This window comes from Dysgonomonas sp. PF1-14, from assembly GCF_029892965.1.
GTDB lineage: Bacteria > Bacteroidota > Bacteroidia > Bacteroidales > Dysgonomonadaceae > Dysgonomonas.
The window spans coordinates 333,601-351,597 of sequence record NZ_JARXWN010000001.1; the positions used below are offsets into that span (position 1 = coordinate 333,601).

Here is a 17,997-nt window from a genome sequence, read left to right on the forward strand (position 1 = left end):
TAATTTAATGCTTATTGTGCAATGATTTATAAGCTTCTCAGGACAAACAGAGACAGAATATTTTAACTAAAACCTCACAATAGTTACAAGTTTATTAGTTTATAGTCTATTAGCTTGCTAGTTTGATTTTTCCTATTTTTAGTACATTAGAACTCTATAATCTAGTACACTAGTTTTTAACTAAAACCTGACATTCCTGACAGAAATTCCAATCCTTAAACTCTTAAACTTTAAATTCTTTAAATATATAATCTTTCAAAGATCGCTTTCTTTCAATTCGGTGAACACATGGGGCAGTTCTGCATTCATAACTCATAACTTATGATTTCCCTCGTCTTATAGATAAATTAATCTCCAATAAATTACTCCCAAAAGAGCCTAAAAATGAATGAAAAATACAAGTACACAAAGAAAATGTATAACGTATTGATTAAATGTTATTATATCGAACTCACGTTAAACAAAATAAGGAGGGATGCGTTTATATTAATATATTTACAGACCAAAACTTGAATGACAATGGAAAATTATGAGTTGATAGATAATACAGATGCAAATCAGTATGAGTTTCATGTAGGCAAGCACCTTGCCAAAATAGAATATATCAAAACAAATAATGGCGAGATTTATCTCACTCATACCGAAGTTCCCGTAGCACTCGAAGGACAGGGTATAGGCAGTCTGCTTGCCGGAAAGGTACTTGCCGACATCGAAAAAAAAGGTCTCCGGTTGATACCTCTGTGTCCGTTTATTGCCGGATATATAAAAAAGCATCCTGACTGGAGGCGTATTGTAATGAAAGGTGTTAATGTTTAAAATTTATAAGACAACTATATCAAAACTAAAACTATCATTATCATGGGGAAAATTGTAGAATACACAAATGGCGAACTTACCGTCATCTGGAAACCTGAACTTTGTCAGCATGCAGGTATCTGTGTTAAGATGCTGCCGGAGGTTTATCATCCGAAAGAAAGGCCATGGGTAAAACCCGAAAATGCCACTACTGAGCAGTTGATAGTTCAAATAAGTAAATGCCCTTCAGGTGCATTGACTTACAGGATGAACAATGAAAAAGGTGACTAATCAGAAGCGTATAAAAACTAAAAAAGCCCTCTAAGTTAAACATTTAGAAGGCTTTTCTTAATTTTGGCCGAATCTTGGCTTCGGCTTTCGTGGTCCCACCTGGACTGTTAAATATTTTACACTTACATACTGATATTATATGTATTTATATGATATATAGACTTTAATGTAAATATTTTGCATTTTTAAATTTAACATTTTACACTAAATATAAAGAATTTTACATTAAAAATATACCCCAAAATATACCCTAATATGAGAAAGGCTTACTATATTTGCAAATACTAAATCTAAAGATATGGCTTTAAATTGTAAGTTCTACTTAAAGTACCCTAAAAAGGATTTTTCCTGTATATTTCTATGGATTAACCACAAACCATATAAACCATTTAAATATTATCTTATTGCTCCCCATGTAGAGAAAGCTATATCTATACCAACAAAGTGTTGGGATAATAAAAATCAGAAGCCAATAAAACCATCTCAACAAAAATATAAGATTTACACCGCAGATATAGAATTAACTGAAAACATAATCGGAAAAATCAAATCCAATATAAAACATATAATAACTAACGCCTCGCTTAATGGTATTGAATTAACTAACGAATATTTAAGAAAGGAATTAGATAAAAGATTAGAGATTAAAGGTAAAATCCAAGAGGATGAGAACCCAAGTTTGATAAGTTATTATCAGAAAAAAATTGAAGGAATGCAAGATGGCTCATTTGTTCAGCCTAAGAATGGTAAAAAATACGAACAGGGTACAATCAGCAGTCATACCACTTGTTTAAAATGCTTACAAGAATTTGATAGAATAAATAAAAGAACTACATACTTTGCAGATATAGATAATATATGGTATGATGAATATGTAAAATTCCTACTTGAAGAACAAGAAATATTTGATGATAAAGGTAAGTTGGATTATGTGAAAGAACCATTGGGTGCAAATACCATAGGTTCAAAACATATTAAGAACCTTAAATTTATAATGAAGCGTGCACTAAAAGAAGGAGTTAGTAATTCCACTGAATATGACAAGGACTATTTTGTGCGACCACGAGAAGATTCCTTTGCAATAGCGTTGAATGAGAATGAATTAAATAAAATATATGAAACAAAAACGTTAAATAATAAAGAAGAAGTTACCAAAGATTTATTTTTAGTTGGAGCTTACACTTGTTTAAGATACTCAGACTTTTCGACAATCAAACCTAATAATTTTAAAACAATTATTCGTGATGGCGAGATTATAGAGGTTATTGAAAAGGCAACACATAAAACTAAAGACAGACCTGTAATCCCAATACTTTGGGATGAATTAAAAGAAATACTACAAAAGTATAATTATAATTTACCCTATATTAACAGTGCTGACCTTAATGAAAATATTAAAAACATAGCACAAAGAGCAAGCATTAGCAAAATTGAAGAATTTCATAGAACTAAAGGTGGAATTACTGAGCTAATTCAAGAGCCTCGATATAATTTAATTTCAAGCCATACTGCTCGAAGAAGTGGAGCTACAAATTTAATACTGAGAGGATATACTTACGATGAAGTACGGAAAATAACAGGGCATAGCAGCAATGATATGTTGAAAAACTACATAAAGATAGATAGTGAGGATAATGCTGTATCAATGGCTAAAAACTTTAATAAAGATAAGAAAAAATGAAAAACAATAGTTTGGAATTAGAATTGAGAAAGGTTGAATTTTCTACACCAAATGATAAAATACCATTTGAGAAACATACATATAATGGAGTTTTAGGAATACAAGGTTGTGAAGCCTATTATAATCACTTAGATAAACTGTATAATGAGTATTTTGAGAATATAAGAGAAAATATTGAAAATCTATTATTCAGTGATAAAAATAGCATTTTAATATATTTGAATGATAAAATCATATTATTTGATAGCATTAAATCTGATTTTAATGAAAAAAATTATATGGATTGGGATGCTTATATCGTAAGTTGTGAAAAGTATTATAGTGAGAATATAAAAAGTAATCAAGGAGCAAAAAATGAATATAATACAGCTAAGTTTTTTAAAGAAATGTCAGGAACACAGGTATATTTCATTGAGAAAGGCATTAATGATTTGCAACAACTTTTCAACAACTACAATGGAGAAAAGAAGATTGCTGATACATCAAAGAAAAACCTATCTATAAAAAATAATTCTCTTTCTGCGTATGTGGATGATTACTTTTCAAGATACTCCGATAGTGATACGCTTACAAATAAAGACCTTGAATTTATTTTCGATATAACAAGACCAACTATTGATAAATGGAAAATTCAAGGTAAATTTATTCAAATATCGGAAGAAGGGAAAAGACCAATATTGTACTCCAAAGAAGATGTGATGAATAAAATTAAAAATGGCGTTTTACCTCATAGATTGACAGATGTTGAGCAAAAAGGTAGATTATATATGGTAAAATAAACAAAATAGAAAACTTTTCAACATACATAAAAATGTAACAATCTAATAAACAGTGTTTTGTATTTAGAAATGGAAAACTATTAACAATTTCCGTATGTATATTATTAAATGATTTGTAGCAATAAAGGGGTTTTATTATATTTGTAGTGTCTATAAGTGTATAGACATCAGTTAACGTACAAAAGGGCATTGAATATCTCACCCTTCAACACCCATTTGTGCAAATATTAACCATCTAAAACAATTTTCATATGAGGAAAAAAGTTTTTGATGAAGCCCCTTTAGGTAAACGTTACATTTTCCGACGTTGGATTACGATTAATGGAAAACGCGTTTATCCCCGCAATGGGAAATGCTTCAAAATTTTAGTAGAAGTTTAGTATTTGCTTCTGAATAACCTCACTTTTTAAGTGGGGTTATTTTTATTTTCAAACAATAGTTGAATCTTAATTTTAATTACCGTTGTAATTACAAACGTGCTTTTATAAGCAATTCAAAAGCACAAGAATACACAAATATGATGTGCGAATTATCAGCACAATTTTCATTTATCTGTTAGTATTATAACGCAAATGTATAAAGAAAGATTATAATCACCAAACGTTTAAACGCTATTTAAACGTTATTTAAACATCGTTTAAACACTAATCGTTTTAATGAAAATGAAATTATCCTTGATACAGTACGTGGAACAGGTGGTTTTACTATTGATATTATTATTGATAATAATATAGATTTTAATTAAGAAAATGTTGAATAACATAATTTACTTCAAATTATACTTTTCATATAATCTTACAACCTGTGTCAAAGCAAATACTCTTTACATATTGATAATATTGGATTAAAAACTTAACAAATCATATGTCTCCATCAATTCCTCAGTTCTCAATCCAAGATACTTTCTTGTCGTTTTAATATCCGAATGGTTGAACAGCTCAGACAATTTCACAAGAGCCATTTCAGAGTTATCCCCTGCATTGTTGTAAACTGCTCTGCCGAATGTCTTACGCATGGTATGAGTAGAGAAATTTTTGATGTTCAGTTTGTATTTCTTTTTCAATTCTTTGAAAATCACATTAACTCGCTGTATAGAAAAAACAGAACCCTTTTGGCTGAGAAAAATGAAACTGTCATCCGATGAAGGTTGTATCTGTGTGTAACATACAGAAATATGTTTCTTCAATTGGTCATTAATCTTGACCATACGTTTCTTTTGAGTTTTCTTTTCCACGAGATTGAGAAATTCCACATTCAGAATATCACACCACCGAAGTTTTAACAGGTCTGAAATTCTCAATCCCCAAAATGAACCAAGAGCAATTAACAATGAGAGTTTATAGTTTTGGTCTTGATGCAATTTTGAAATTAGTAATAGGTTGCTATCCCATTCAAGATAATCGGCAGTTGTATTTGACAGTTTTTTGCTCATAATAATATTCAGTTTTATGGATTATAGCCCAAAAGTGATTGTGATTTTTTGATTGAATTTTCGATTGCAAAATAAAGAACTCGTTTACAGTGTGTTACTAAATAATGTTCACAAATTACAAAAGTGAACATTTTAGATTAGTCCAAAATTGCAATTAGGTTTTCATATTTGAAACTTCTCCATGTCTGTAACTCAATATCGAAGTAGGCTTGACAGTTGTAATATTTGCGTGGCATACCAAAACCGTTAATATTTCTGTCTACAACTTTTTCAAGTAATGTGCCGAATGCCTCTCGTATCGAACCATCTTTCTTTCTGTATAAGAAATGTGCTGTTCCATTTACAAGTTGAAATTGTAGGGCTTCAATCATGGCTGATTTTTGAAGTGATTGATTTAGATTATAGCCATTCAAAACCATATTTGTAGCTCTATTTAATAGAGCCAAGTTGTTCATAGTTGTTTTCATATATTTAATACCATTTAGAAGGTTTATTCCAACCCATTAATTCATATAGAGTTTCCAATGCGTGAAATCTTGTACAGCAAGAACAAACTTTGTGTCCTTCCGAATCCCAAATTCCCCATCCTGAACCACTGCATGCTATACTATATTTTCTATTCTGTTTCATTGTTTTATTATTTAATCACAACACAAATATATGACATATATTTAATATATGCAACAAGAATCAAAAGAAAATATTACATTTATTCATTATTTGTCATATTTCTTCTATATTTGCAGAAAATCATAAAATATGGAAAATGAAAATAAGCAGGAAAGAACTGTCATTCATCTTGAAATGGATGGAAAGCATTATTATTTTGGCTCTATCGCCAATCTTTGTGAATATTTTGACAAAGATGCGATTGGTATTAGTTACGGTAGTTTACGGAATTATGGACTATCGGCTGACAATCCGTATCAAAATAAGAAATGTATAATTAGAAAAGGAATATTGTTAGCTAAATCGACAAATAGAGGACGAAAGACAGAATAGCCTTCAGCTAATCAAATCCTTTATATGTAGTCCCAATGCCAACGCAATTTTTTCTAAATTCAGTATAGATATATTTTGATTTCCTTTTTCTAATTCAATAAGATATTTACATGTAAGATTAGTTCTTTGAGCTAAATCCTTTTGCGTCATACGGTTTAGCTTTCTACTCCTCTTAATATTTGCACCTATCTGAGCTAATGTACTTTGAGAATTATTTTTAATGCTGATATAGGATTTCATCAAGGTTTCAAGACGTTTATTTATTTTAAAACCTCTTTGTTCTTTTCGTCTCAAAATGCCTTCACAGGCTCTTGTTGAGATAAAATATTTTTCATCAACATTAGTTTCAAGAAAAGCAAAGATTGAGTTTTTCTGATTGTTATAAGGTGTAGTTCCACAATTGAGAAACATACCATTCTTCAATTTCATATTTCTACCCAACAAGCAAATTTTTGTATTTCCGACATCCTGCATTTCCAATTCCTTACATATATTGGATTTTGGGAACATTGATATCCTATTTCCAATCCAATGAATAACATTTGCAGCCCATGCGTTACCTATTACCTGATAACGAGGTAAATCACTTTTAATATTTGGCAGCTTTGTGTAATTAACAGGTAATCCCATTAATTTTTCACATTCTGTTGGTGTTAGTCGTCTCAACTTCCCATTTTCAGCCACAAAAAGAGAGCCATTGTAAGCAGATGAATTTCCATTCCATTTTTCGCCATAAGAAGCTGTTAGACAATTGCTATTTTCGTTGAATATTTCAAGTGTAACATTATCTTTGGTCAGTTGGATTGAGTTGTAGTTCTTCTTGTGTTTTTGAGAAAAAGGCAATTGATATTCTCCAGCTTCAAGTAGCATATCTACTACATTATGATGAGTAGAAGCCAAGACATAAAGCCGTTTTCGTTGTTGTGGCAACCCAAAACTCACAGCATCCAATGCTCGCCATACAGCAGTGCGTTTTTCTCCAACAGCAATACCTGATGAAGTCCATTTATTAACTTTTATATCTTCATTGCTCCCAATTAATTGGGATAAAAAAACACCAAAAGCATTGTTTTTGTCACTAAGTACGCCTTCTACGTTTTCCCATAAGGCAATGCAGCTTTCTTTACCTTCTGTAATCCTGACTTCATCAATAGCATCAATTATTTCAGTGAAACTTAACGACAATTTACCTCTATCATCATCAAGCCCCATACGATAACCAACAGTGGAAAATGAGTTGCATGGAGTGCCACCGCATAATAAGAATGGGGCATCTATTTTTCTATCTCTAATCAAATGAGGCAATAAATTCATATCTCCAAGATTCGGAATATTGGGATAATGGTATTTCAATAATGCTGATGGGAATTTTGCTATTTCGGAGAACCACAAAGGAGCAAAACCAAGAGGAGTAAGAGCTAAACTTGCAACTTCAATGCCTGAGCAAACACTACCGAATGTGATGTTTTTCTTCATTTTACAAATGTAAAAAATATGAAGTATAGTTCATGTTTTGACGAGACTATTTGCAAAACTTATTATTCCACATAATCAATCCACTTATATCCCTTTACATCTTTATATCGTTTAAATATGTAAAGTAAATCATTAGCGTGTACACCAAGCCCTATCAAATCTTTTTCGTTAAACATCATTGAATATAATTCTTCCTCTTTGGAAAATAAAGAATGATATTGAGAATATATATCAGATGCAGTTCGCATATAAACTTGATATGCCTTTTGGTAGATTTTTTCAGCATCTTCACATCCTTTTTCAGTTTTAATAATTGAATACTTTTCATAAAAGGCTAACCAATAGGGAGCTGACACCTTGTAGATGCTATCAAGTGCGTTTTCTTTAGTTTGGATTGAAGGTATCTCTTTACGAATATATTCGTTTAGTTCTGAAATAAGAGATTTCTGACAGTAATCTGCTGAAATCTTTCGTTGCTCGATAGCTATTATCTGATTAAAGGCTGTCCTTTGTGGAGACCACTTCATTTGTTCACCATACTTATTGCGTATTTTGGCACATTCAGCCATCTTCTTCAATCTCATATTTCTTGAATATTCCTGATTGCTATTAGCAGTATAGGTTGCAGTAAATTCTTGTTTACATTTTTCTATATATTGTTCAAAAAGAACCTGAGAGATGGTGTCACTTAATAATTCTTTTGGGTCATAGTATTTTCCATAATACTTTTCATTGTTGAATATTCTACGACTAAGTAGATTACTACTATCCCTTTGAAGTGGTTTGTCGTTTGATTCATATGTGACGGTTGTGCTTTGTGATGATGAAGGTAGCAATGTATCCTGAATATGGGATATGCTATCATTTGCCTGTGAAGTAGCATCTAGCCTTTCATCTATCTTATTAAATGACTGATAGATATAAATACTAACAACCAATATAACCAAAGAAATTAGAGAAAGAATAAATATTCCTTTCTTTGATTTTGGCTTTGTTGAAAGATAGCTTTGTATCTCGCTGACACTTTTAAATCTATCTTCTTTGTTTTTGGATAAACATCTATTTATAAATTCTTTATGTGGAGAATATATTTTTGTGTCAGATGTCTTTCTGAGGACATATTCAATAACTTTTCCAAATCCATATATATCGGTTCGTTGGTCAAGACTTTCTCTATTTAACTGTTCGGGAGCAGCATATAACTCAGTTTTACCAATACTTAATGATTGGTAACAATCAGTATAAGAAAAGCCAAAATCGACAATCTTAACATCATGATTGACACTTGTAATAAGTATATTATCAGGTTTCAGGTCTAAGTGTAAAATCTGCCTTTCGTGTAAGTAACCCAATGCTGACAATAGTTGTTTTATCAGCTTGTCAGCGTTGTTCTTATCGCTAAAATAGTTAGGATTAAGTTTTATGAAATCTGTTAGTGTAAAACCATCAACATAATCAGTCAGAATATATAAACTATCTTGGTCTTCACTTTTAGATATATAGCGAACAATATTCGGATGGTCGAGGGTATATCCTATCTCAAATTCCTTCTGAAAGGCTGATAAATAAAGGGGATTGTCAGCATAATTTTTCTTCGGGCGTTTCAGAAAATGCCATTTCCCATGAATAAGAACCTTGTATGTATCACTTGTAGCACCATTCGACCGAATAGGCTCTATGTCTGTGAACACAAAAGGATTATTTATCTCATTGTCGAAAGAAGAACTATCCATGCTAAATGATTATTTGGCAAAGATATAAATGTTTTACAGAATGAATAGTGAGGTTATCCCCGAAATCTTTCCTGCTGTGAATTTTCCCATAGATACATCATTTCTAATCACATTGGTTATGATTAGAGGATAATTGAGAACAAAATGATTTACTTCAATAGTATCATTGAGTAATAGCTTGCTATTCTCACTTCCAATAACTATAAATCGATTGTTACCAATATATTCTATGCTTACAACTCTGTCGGGAGAATAAGTGAATCTGATTTTATCTCCTGTTTTAAGTGCTTGTATATCTATTTCTTCAATAGTAGAGAAATCTGAGTTTCCTCTTTCATCAAGACTATCTAACATCTCATCCCAATTTTTAAAATCAAGGTAACGAGCTATTGTATCAAGGGTGTACAGGCGTGGTTCTTTAATCCCTTCTATTAGTCCCAATAGCCTTTTTATTGTATTAACCCCTATACGTTGGTTGGTATGTTTCTCTATGTCGAAAGAAAGATGTTCAATATCAGATGAATATCGAATATCCTTACCCAACTTATTTTCTAATAATTTCTTTATTACAGGAGACAGCATAATATGAGGTTTTGGAGTACAAAGATAATCTAAAATATAATCAATTTTCACTTTGGATGAATTGGATGAAAGGGATTATTTGGATTGAACTTATTTGAAATAAGCACATTACTTTTGATTCGATATATTTTTTACAAACTAAAATTATTTATCTATGAAAAAGAATTTACTATTGACACTATTTGCTTTGATTTTAAGCATTGCATTTATCTCTTGTAGTGATGATGATACCAATAATTCGGAATCCGAAATTACAGGGAAATGGCAGCTAATATCTTCTACTAATCCTGATTTATATGAGGAATGTGATTATAAAAGTTGGACTTGGTATAAATCTGATGGAAGTTATGAGTATTACTTGGATTGTGATAATTCGGTAAACAAAGGAACATGGAAATATAAAGATGGATATATTAGCATAATAGCTGATATATTTCCTATTGAGATGAAAGCAAAAATAGTATCAGTTACTTCTGACAAGTTAGTCGTGGAACTCTATGATATCTTAGAAGAGAAATACTATCAGGACACATACAAACGCATAGAATAGGAGTATTCTTCATTATTATATATCAACAGTCTGAGTGTATTAACAAAATTTCATATATTTGTGGTGTGCTTCGGCACATACATATTTTGTTGTACACGGAAAGTGTAGCTTAATTCTCAGAATACGAATCTGACAGTTCATAACAAGTAGAGAATAGGCGAACATTATCCACATCATATCTCGTATATGGTGCGGACTGTTGCTTATTTCGATACTTGGAGGCTTTGTCAGAGCCTGTATTCTTCGATTAGGTTTCAGTACCGCACTTTTTTTTTATAATTCAAACTTTCTTTGGTACTGCGAAAGGTTTTATGATTAAATATGCCTGAATGTGAATCTTGCGGAGCATCGTTTTCCAATTTAACAAAGTGTGAGTTCTGTGGAGCAGTTATAGCTAACACGGAGAAACCAACTGTGATTGAACAAAAGGTCACGGTGCAATTGATTGATACGGAAAGCGCAAAAAATGCTGTTAATAAGGTGAGTGACAATGTAAAGAAAGCGAACAATGCGATAAAACCATGGCTCATACTTATTGGAGGAGTATTGATGTTCATATTTGGTCTCATTATTCTCTTTTCAGATAAAAATAAATCTATATCTACATGGAGAGTAATATTAGTAATTGGAGGAGGTATTTGTCTTATATCTTCTGCTGTAAGTATTTTCAAAAAACAATGATGAAAAAGCATATCTTACACTAATGATATTTCTATTTCTTTTTTGCCAATCAATGATAACAGAAGGACTGAAAGAGCATATAAAAAAAGAAATTGTATCTGAAATATCTAAATTGGATAAAACCATAAGAGTAGTAGATTTTCAATTAGTGTATGAGGAAGGGAACTATTATAATGGAACTCTGACAACAAAAGAAGATGAAGAGACCTTTGTATATGACGTTCTTGTCACCTATGACGGCTCAAATTATAAATGGGAAATAATAACTGAATAAAGATGACGATTCTGAACAACTATTTACTTATTGGCATAAATGGGTTCATTCTGTTACAAGCGGCAGATGGAGGGGTATCCCATAGTCCGATGGGTAGATTTATAGAAGAAAAAGAGATGGATATAGTAATCTTAGTAATAATTGGAGTAGGAATAGCTTTAATCGTATCTGCAATAAATAAATATAAGAAACGATAACAGAAAATAACTAAATAAACAATGGAATCAAAACAAACACAAGGCGTAAATGTACAAGTAATAGACATATCTAAAGCAACAATTGATGGGTCTGACAGTGGAATAAAGCAATGTAAGGTTATCGGGTTGATATTCAATGGAATTGGATTGTTATTTATTACAATGTTTATCCTATATCTAATGTTCACGATAGTCTTCTATTTTAACCACAAGGATGATTTGAAGAATATTCATAGCATCGAAAAAGAAAGTTATAAATATGAATATAAATTGGAGTTTATTGATAGAGAAGTGAAAACAATAATTTCTGCGGTGACTGCTGTTGTATTTATAGTCTTAGGTTCTATTTTACAAATAATCGCATTTAATGCAAAAAATGCAGCTATTGCCAATAATTTAAGGTACACTATGTTGGTGGAGATAAATGCTCTAAATCAGAAAATCTCATCATAGCAGTCGCTTTCTGTAAAAGTTAATAGATTTCATATTTAAACATAACACAATGGCTATATTTAATGTTATAAAGTATCAAGGAAGTGATAAAGAGTTCGCTTGGAGATACCCATACGATAATCTCAACATCGGGTCTCAATTAGTAGTAAACACTTCTCAAACTGCCTTTTTTGTTCGTGGAGGGGTTATATATGACCAATTTGCACCTGGTACATACACCTTAAAAACGAACAATATTCCTCTGCTTAACAAGGTTATAAATATTCCTTTTGGAGGTGAAACTCCATTTAAAGCTGAAGTTTGGTTTATCAATCTGATTAATAAATTGGATTGTAAATGGGGTACATTAAATCCAATACAATTAGAAGACCCCAAATATGGTGTGATAGTACCTGTCAGGGCTTATGGGCAGTATGGAATAAAAATATGCAGACCAAAAATATTCTTGGAAACCCTTGTCGGGAATATGGATTCGTATTCGTCCGATAAAATCCTCGAATACTTTAAGGGCAAGGTATTGTCATCCTTAACAAGTCTTGTTTCTCAAAAATTAGTATCTGAGAACATCTCAATATTAGAGATTAACGCACATTTGGATTCAATGTCTGCGTTTTGTCAAGAAAAACTTTCTATTGAATTTAAGAAATATGGCATTGATGTAGTGAACTTCTTCTTTATGTCAATCAACGCATCAGAGGATGATAGTAGTGTAAAGAAGTTGAAAGAAGCGAAAGATTTTGCAGCAAGAATAAAAATTATAGGCAGGGATAATTATCAAATGGACAAGAGTTTTGACGTTTTAGGTAAAGCAGCCGAAAATGAAGGCATGTCAAGTAATTTCATTGGTGCAGGCATAGGCATGGGCGTTGGCATGGGGGTCGGCAATCAAATAGGAAATATGTCAAATCAAATGGTAAATACCAATCCACAAATACAAACTCAGCAACAAACACAATCGCAAGCACCTCAAATGCCTCCACCACCGCCACTATCAACCGTACAATATTTTTTATATATAAACAATGTGCAAACGGGTCCATATAGTATTTCAGATATGCAAAGTATGATTTTAGATAAACAGGTGGATAGGAATGTGTATGTATGGAAACAAGGTATGCAAGGATGGGATATAGCAAACAATGTTCCCGAACTCAATCAAATATTAAATACATTACCACCACCATTTCCAACAAATAATCCATAAAACGATGAAGAACATTATTGTCATAAGCTACGCATTACTGATAATAGCCAATGTAATCATTGGACTTGTCTTAACAGAGTACGAGCCATTCAATATGTGGTTGGTTACAGCCACTATTGCAATTAATGCAATATTCAGCTATTTGATTGCATCGTCAGAATTACAGAACGCATTTAAGATAAGTCTGACAAGTATCTACTCTGTCCTTTTGCTCATTCAGATAGTATTGGCAATCATTTGCAATAAGGAACTTGCTAATAATATTGTATTCATCATATATGCTTTGTCTTTTCTTATTCAAGGTATTATTGGCGTAGTGGTTTATAGTATATCAAAAAAGTAAAAAAATATGGAATCAAAATCTTGCCCTCGATGCGGTGCTCCAATGTCTTCAATCAATACAGAAGAATTTGTTTGTGAATTTTGTGGTGAAAAAGTTAGAGTGCGAAAGACTTTAAGTGAAGTTCAAGAAGCTATGCCTATTCAGAAAGAAGTTGTATATGTGCGAGAAGAAGCACCACAAGAAAACGATTACAGGGAATATGACCCTCTTGGCGTTGGTATGTGGATACTTTGTATTCTTTTCCCATTGGCAGGTCTTGGCTCTTTCTTTTACTATAAATCCAATGGTTATGATAAAAAGGGGAATCAAGCTATGCTTGCGGGGGTTATAGGCTTTGTGGTAGCTTGGATATTATTTTACTAATGATAAAAATAAACACTCATGAACTCATGTAGCCATTGTGGTGCACCATTTGAAGGTGGCAATAAGTACACTTGTGGTTTTTGTGGTGCATCCATAAAGACACAAAACACAAAAGAAGAACCTACACCTTCAATTCCAATTATAGAAACTCCTGTAATGCAGGAGATGCATGACGATTCTTTCGATTTCCTAACAGAAAGACCAACAGTGCTTACTGTTACATGCGTTATAGCATGGATATTATTTGCTTTAGAGTTTATTGGTTATGTCCTTCTTGATGAGGTAGAGATATATACAGCAAGTGAGTTCAAGTACTTAAGATTTCTTGTTTTTGGACAGGCATACGCATACTTCCTGATTTGGAATATGAAGAAGAAAGGTATTTACATATTCTTACTTATTGCTATAATCGACACAATCTTTACGATTTTGATAAACGGAGAGCCTTTATGGTTTGATATTATTATATACATAATACTCCTTGTTATCCCCTTGTATTACGTAGAACGAATGGATAATTAACAACACAATAAATTATTATAATGAAATACTATAAAGCACTGAATTGTCCTAATTGTGGAGCAAGTATAGAGTTTAACCCTGAGCAAAACATTTCGGCATGTTCATATTGTAAAAGCTATTTAGTGAGTGATTATTTGAAGATAGAAAATAGAGAAAGTATTCAACCTCGTCTACTAAAGCCCAATGTTAAATTTGCTGCCAACTTTATCGAAAATTCGGGAAATTCTTTGGGTGGACATTTATGGGTATCAACGTCTGAAATTTTCTTTAAGCCGCATCGATTTAACTTTGGAAATCTATCTAAAAAATATTTGAGAATAGTAGATATTGTAGATTATTCAAAAGGTTGGTTAGGTTCAATCACTATTAAGTCTCGAAATGGTAGTATGGATTTAATCTCATGGAATCGTAAGTCGATAATCAAGGCTATTGAAGAACGAAAATTATCCATTGCAAGAGACCCAAATGTGTCGGAGGAGATAAAGAAAAATATTGTACAATGCTATTTCTGATATAATTAGACATCTAACCTATGCAGCAAAAACATTTATATATAGTAATTGGTACATTTTCAGCTATTGTATTAGCATTTGTAGCCATTGGCGGGTACTTTTGGAAACAGCACACTAATCTTTTACAAAATACACCTGAAAACAAAAATGTAGAAATAGCCCCTGATACTCCTATCACTGATAATCAAATGACTGAGTACGTTAAATTTCAGGTGAAGAAGAAAACATATTTCCACTCTACTCCTAATGTCAAAGATGTCCGAAAGGCTTACATTCTTGAGGGAGATAAAGGTGTATTTACATCTTTTAATGGAGATTTTGGTTATGCTATATACACAAACAGCAATAATATAAAATCGGAAGGTTGGATATTATTAAAGGATGTCACAATGAATAATGAAGATGAGTATAGCTCAAGCAAAGATGCAACTTCTGATTTCAAGTTGATTGGAGTATGGGGAACAAAAAACTATCTATTTGATGGAGGAGTAACTCTCTATATTGGAGAAAACACAGCCATATATACAGACGGTATGTGTTTTTGCTATGAAGGAAAATATAGAATAGATACTACATTTGGCGAATATATTGTGCTTGATGGCTATCTCGATAGTGACTGCCCCGATGCTCCATCTTATAAAGAATATAGGATTCAAATTGATAGAGATAGACAAATATTGGTTCATGGGTCAGATATTTTCTCAAGGATTTCAGATTTGGACGATTATTATAAAGGCAAATTGAATAATATTCATGCTAATCAGTAAAATGGGACTTTAGTATTACAATAATATTTAGATTCAAAATTAATAAAATAAATCATGAGTAAATTTTGTCAAACATGTGGTTTTCTCTTAAAAGGAGATGAAAATATATGCCCTGAATGTGGTGCTGAAATTCAGCATATTGATATTGTAGAAGAAGATGATTCGATTCACTTTGAACAAACAACAGCACCCATAGAATTTAGTTCACCCCAAGAGGAAAAACAAGAAGAATACAAAAAACCATTCCCATGGCTGATATTCGTTTCGGGACTGTTGCTTGTGCTTAGCCTTGGTGGGTATCTTGTTTATAGCCAATTTTATAAGCCTTATGCTATTGACAGGGATGCTCCAAGATATTACACGTATGCAAATTCAACATTTCTTCGGTCTTCGCAAGTTGTTGGAGTTGAGTACAATATACTTGGCCGAGTTCCATACGGGGCGGAACTGATTATTTATGAGAAGGAAGGACAATGGGCTAAAGCGAAATGGAATAAAGAAGTCGGCTATATAGCAAGCGAATATATTCTCAGTAAACAAGATTTTTTCAGACTAAATAGTATTTGGGGTGATAATAACTGTAAAGATGTTATAGGGCAAGCAAAATGCAGGCTCGCTTTACTGAATTATTTCAAGTCTAAAAAATTATATGGAGACATTGATGTAAAAGTTGCAAAGGATGTATTTAATTTGATTATTCTCGACAGGGATGTTTGGCAAGTATTTGCCAAGCCAAAAGAAGAAAAATATAATTCTGTGTATTATTGTAAATTGTCTAATCCGAATCAAAAATATAATGATTTTGCTATACTTATTGCTAACAAAGAATCTCATAGCAGAAGGTGTCTGATTTTTTCATTTGACGATTCTGAGACACCATCTTTAATATATGAAACCATAGCTCCAAATGTAGGCGATATTAGCAATATAAAAACATTTTCACCTTATGGAACTTTGGGACCAACATACCAAATAGAATACAAATGAAAGTAAAAATAAGAAGGACTGTGTTTTTATGGGTAGTTCTGCTACTGCCCTACTTTCTAATTGTTTCTTATATTGCTTATAAGTATTGCACAGATATATCGAAAACAAAGGCAGCCTTCCTTATAATTTCAAAAGATACCATGACTTTAAGCATATACGATGATAATGGTGATACTCTTGGCATATTCAATATTGCATGTGGAAAGAATGCAGGTAATAAGGAAGAAATTGGCGATTTAAGAACCCCTGAAGGTATCTTTCCCATTGTTGATATACAAGATGCTTCAAAGTGGACGCATGATTTTGGTGATGGTAAAGGATATATTGATGGCGCTTATGGTAGCCATTTCATTCGATTAGGGACGAATTTCAAAGGGATTGGCATTCATGGCACTCATGACAGTGCTTCTATTGGCAAAAGAGTTACAGAAGGATGTATCAGGCTGAATAATAACGACCTCCTAAAACTAATAGAATATGTAAAAGTTGGTATTCCTGTTGTTATTATACCATCAAAAGAAGATATACAATGAGGAAATTAGTTATATTGGTATTTATTTCTTTTCTCATTTCATGTGAGAAAGATGAAGATAATTATGTGGACCCCAATTACTCTTATATGGATGAGCTGTTTGAGGGTGGATTCTCAATGAAACTTGAACAGGTCTATGCTTATGTAAAAGTGGGAAGTTATCATGAAATGGTGGATTCAGTATTTAAAGATAAACAATCCATAACAACACTGCCCAATTATGCAATATCAGGTACAACTACCTTAATTATGGGCGATATAGTTAAAGGTGAAAGGTGGACATTTGATAAACCTATAAGAAATGAGTATGAAGTTATAATAGATAATGGAGGCGTAAACGACCCGACATTCTCATATAAAGTTAAAACTATGTATATACCTCTAAATAGGAATAATAGTGTTATAGATAAAAATTTTAGAATCACTTATGCAGGAGAACATAATATATATGGAAAATTTGCTGCCAAAATCAAGTTTTTCACTGATAAAGACGAATATACAAATTTGATTATTGAGGATATTGTTTATAATTCAAAAGAAATGGTTTTAAAGACGAATAAGGAATATATATTAAATCAGAATATATTCCCCCCTTTGACATCAAAACAAGTCAAAATAGAACTTCAAAACAATAATTATGAGCTTTTTCTTTATGAAGCAAATACCTATTATAAAATAGGGGAGAATTTATATAAACCATCTTTTAATGATAATTACATTTACGTCGGTAGTACAAATAATAATGGGTTATTAAATAGTTATTATCAAGTTCAATACTATTTGAAGTTTAAATTATAATTTTCAACAAATGAATGTGAGAACAAAAACTATTATAACAGAG

Annotated in this window: 23 protein-coding genes; 18 read left to right on the plus strand and 5 right to left on the minus strand. The window is 31.9% G+C overall.

Annotated features, from left to right (window positions below; translation table 11 throughout):
• Positions 1-513 precede the first annotated feature (513 nt).
• From M2448_RS01505 to M2448_RS01520, 4 genes are all read left to right on the plus strand, one after another.
• Entirely contained in the window at positions 514-816 is a 303-nt protein-coding gene (locus M2448_RS01505) for a GNAT family N-acetyltransferase (RefSeq protein ID WP_280644502.1), read from the plus strand.
• A gap of 42 nt (positions 817-858) precedes the next feature.
• Complete coding sequence (locus M2448_RS01510; protein ID WP_280644503.1) at positions 859-1,086, plus strand: (4Fe-4S)-binding protein; 228 nt, start codon at positions 859-861, stop codon at positions 1,084-1,086.
• A 298-nt stretch (positions 1,087-1,384) separates the two neighbouring features.
• A complete protein-coding gene (locus M2448_RS01515; RefSeq protein ID WP_280644504.1) occupies positions 1,385-2,767 on the plus strand; it encodes a phage integrase SAM-like domain-containing protein in 1,383 nt (460 codons plus the stop codon).
• A complete protein-coding gene (locus tag M2448_RS01520) occupies positions 2,764-3,546 on the plus strand; it encodes a hypothetical protein (RefSeq protein ID WP_280644505.1) in 783 nt (260 codons plus the stop codon). The genes M2448_RS01515 and M2448_RS01520 overlap by 4 nt, the downstream gene beginning before the upstream one ends.
• An 844-nt stretch (positions 3,547-4,390) precedes the next feature.
• Here M2448_RS01520 and M2448_RS01525 read toward each other — a convergent pair.
• Positions 4,391-4,978, minus strand: coding sequence for a tyrosine-type recombinase/integrase (locus tag M2448_RS01525; protein WP_280644506.1), 588 nt, complete (start codon positions 4,976-4,978; stop codon positions 4,391-4,393).
• Positions 4,979-5,115: 137 nt separating this feature from the next.
• Positions 5,116-5,445 carry an SH3 beta-barrel fold-containing protein gene (locus M2448_RS01530; protein WP_280644507.1) on the minus strand — a complete coding sequence of 110 codons (330 nt, stop codon included), beginning with the start codon at positions 5,443-5,445 and terminating at the stop codon, positions 5,116-5,118.
• A gap of 292 nt (positions 5,446-5,737) precedes the next feature.
• Here M2448_RS01530 and M2448_RS01535 point away from each other — a divergent pair, with 292 nt between their 5' ends.
• The gene (locus M2448_RS01535; RefSeq protein ID WP_280644508.1) at positions 5,738-5,980 is read left to right on the plus strand and encodes a hypothetical protein; all 243 of its coding nucleotides are present in this window, start codon (positions 5,738-5,740) and stop codon (positions 5,978-5,980) included.
• A 3-nt stretch (positions 5,981-5,983) separates the two neighbouring features.
• On the opposite strand, the gene M2448_RS01540 is transcribed toward M2448_RS01535, so the two are convergent.
• The 3 genes from M2448_RS01540 to M2448_RS01550 form a co-directional block, all read right to left on the minus strand.
• On the minus strand, positions 5,984-7,456 hold the full coding sequence (locus M2448_RS01540; RefSeq protein WP_280644509.1) for a DNA cytosine methyltransferase: 1,473 nt from the start codon (positions 7,454-7,456) through the stop codon (positions 5,984-5,986).
• A gap of 62 nt (positions 7,457-7,518) precedes the next feature.
• A complete protein-coding gene (locus tag M2448_RS01545) occupies positions 7,519-9,189 on the minus strand; it encodes a serine/threonine-protein kinase (protein ID WP_280644510.1) in 1,671 nt (556 codons plus the stop codon).
• A 33-nt stretch (positions 9,190-9,222) separates the two neighbouring features.
• A complete protein-coding gene (locus M2448_RS01550) occupies positions 9,223-9,771 on the minus strand; it encodes a hypothetical protein (protein ID WP_280644511.1) in 549 nt (182 codons plus the stop codon).
• Positions 9,772-9,925: 154 nt separating this feature from the next.
• Here M2448_RS01550 and M2448_RS01555 point away from each other — a divergent pair, with 154 nt between their 5' ends.
• The 13 genes from M2448_RS01555 (at position 9,926) to M2448_RS01615 (ending at position 17,954) form a co-directional block, all read left to right on the plus strand.
• Positions 9,926-10,321: a hypothetical protein gene (locus tag M2448_RS01555; RefSeq protein WP_280644512.1), complete on the plus strand. Its 396-nt coding sequence runs from the start codon at positions 9,926-9,928 to the stop codon at positions 10,319-10,321.
• 321 nt (positions 10,322-10,642) lie between these two features.
• Positions 10,643-11,002: a hypothetical protein gene (locus M2448_RS01560; protein ID WP_280644513.1), complete on the plus strand. Its 360-nt coding sequence runs from the start codon at positions 10,643-10,645 to the stop codon at positions 11,000-11,002.
• Between the two features lie 22 nt (positions 11,003-11,024).
• Positions 11,025-11,276 carry a hypothetical protein gene (locus tag M2448_RS01565; RefSeq protein WP_280644514.1) on the plus strand — a complete coding sequence of 84 codons (252 nt, stop codon included), beginning with the start codon at positions 11,025-11,027 and terminating at the stop codon, positions 11,274-11,276.
• 218 nt (positions 11,277-11,494) lie between these two features.
• On the plus strand, positions 11,495-11,926 hold the full coding sequence (locus tag M2448_RS01570) for a hypothetical protein (RefSeq protein ID WP_280644516.1): 432 nt from the start codon (positions 11,495-11,497) through the stop codon (positions 11,924-11,926).
• 49 nt (positions 11,927-11,975) lie between these two features.
• Positions 11,976-13,130 (plus strand): SPFH domain-containing protein, encoded by a 1,155-nt coding sequence (locus M2448_RS01575; RefSeq protein WP_280644517.1) that lies wholly within the window; start codon positions 11,976-11,978, stop codon positions 13,128-13,130.
• Positions 13,131-13,134: 4 nt separating this feature from the next.
• On the plus strand, positions 13,135-13,473 hold the full coding sequence (locus tag M2448_RS01580; protein WP_280644518.1) for a hypothetical protein: 339 nt from the start codon (positions 13,135-13,137) through the stop codon (positions 13,471-13,473).
• Positions 13,474-13,479: 6 nt separating this feature from the next.
• Entirely contained in the window at positions 13,480-13,836 is a 357-nt protein-coding gene (locus M2448_RS01585) for a hypothetical protein (RefSeq protein WP_280644519.1), read from the plus strand.
• 18 nt (positions 13,837-13,854) lie between these two features.
• Positions 13,855-14,358 carry a hypothetical protein gene (locus tag M2448_RS01590; protein WP_280644520.1) on the plus strand — a complete coding sequence of 168 codons (504 nt, stop codon included), beginning with the start codon at positions 13,855-13,857 and terminating at the stop codon, positions 14,356-14,358.
• A gap of 20 nt (positions 14,359-14,378) precedes the next feature.
• Positions 14,379-14,870 (plus strand): hypothetical protein, encoded by a 492-nt coding sequence (locus M2448_RS01595; protein WP_280644521.1) that lies wholly within the window; start codon positions 14,379-14,381, stop codon positions 14,868-14,870.
• A 20-nt stretch (positions 14,871-14,890) separates the two neighbouring features.
• Positions 14,891-15,637, plus strand: coding sequence for a hypothetical protein (locus M2448_RS01600; RefSeq protein ID WP_280644522.1), 747 nt, complete (start codon positions 14,891-14,893; stop codon positions 15,635-15,637).
• Positions 15,638-15,691: 54 nt separating this feature from the next.
• The gene (locus M2448_RS01605; protein ID WP_280644523.1) at positions 15,692-16,624 is read left to right on the plus strand and encodes an SH3 domain-containing protein; all 933 of its coding nucleotides are present in this window, start codon (positions 15,692-15,694) and stop codon (positions 16,622-16,624) included.
• Positions 16,621-17,157 (plus strand): L,D-transpeptidase, encoded by a 537-nt coding sequence (locus M2448_RS01610; protein WP_280644524.1) that lies wholly within the window; start codon positions 16,621-16,623, stop codon positions 17,155-17,157. The genes M2448_RS01605 and M2448_RS01610 overlap by 4 nt, the downstream gene beginning before the upstream one ends.
• Positions 17,154-17,954, plus strand: coding sequence for a hypothetical protein (locus M2448_RS01615; RefSeq protein WP_280644525.1), 801 nt, complete (start codon positions 17,154-17,156; stop codon positions 17,952-17,954). Before M2448_RS01610 ends, M2448_RS01615 begins: the two co-directional genes overlap by 4 nt.
• The last annotated feature ends 43 nt before the right edge of the window (positions 17,955-17,997 follow it).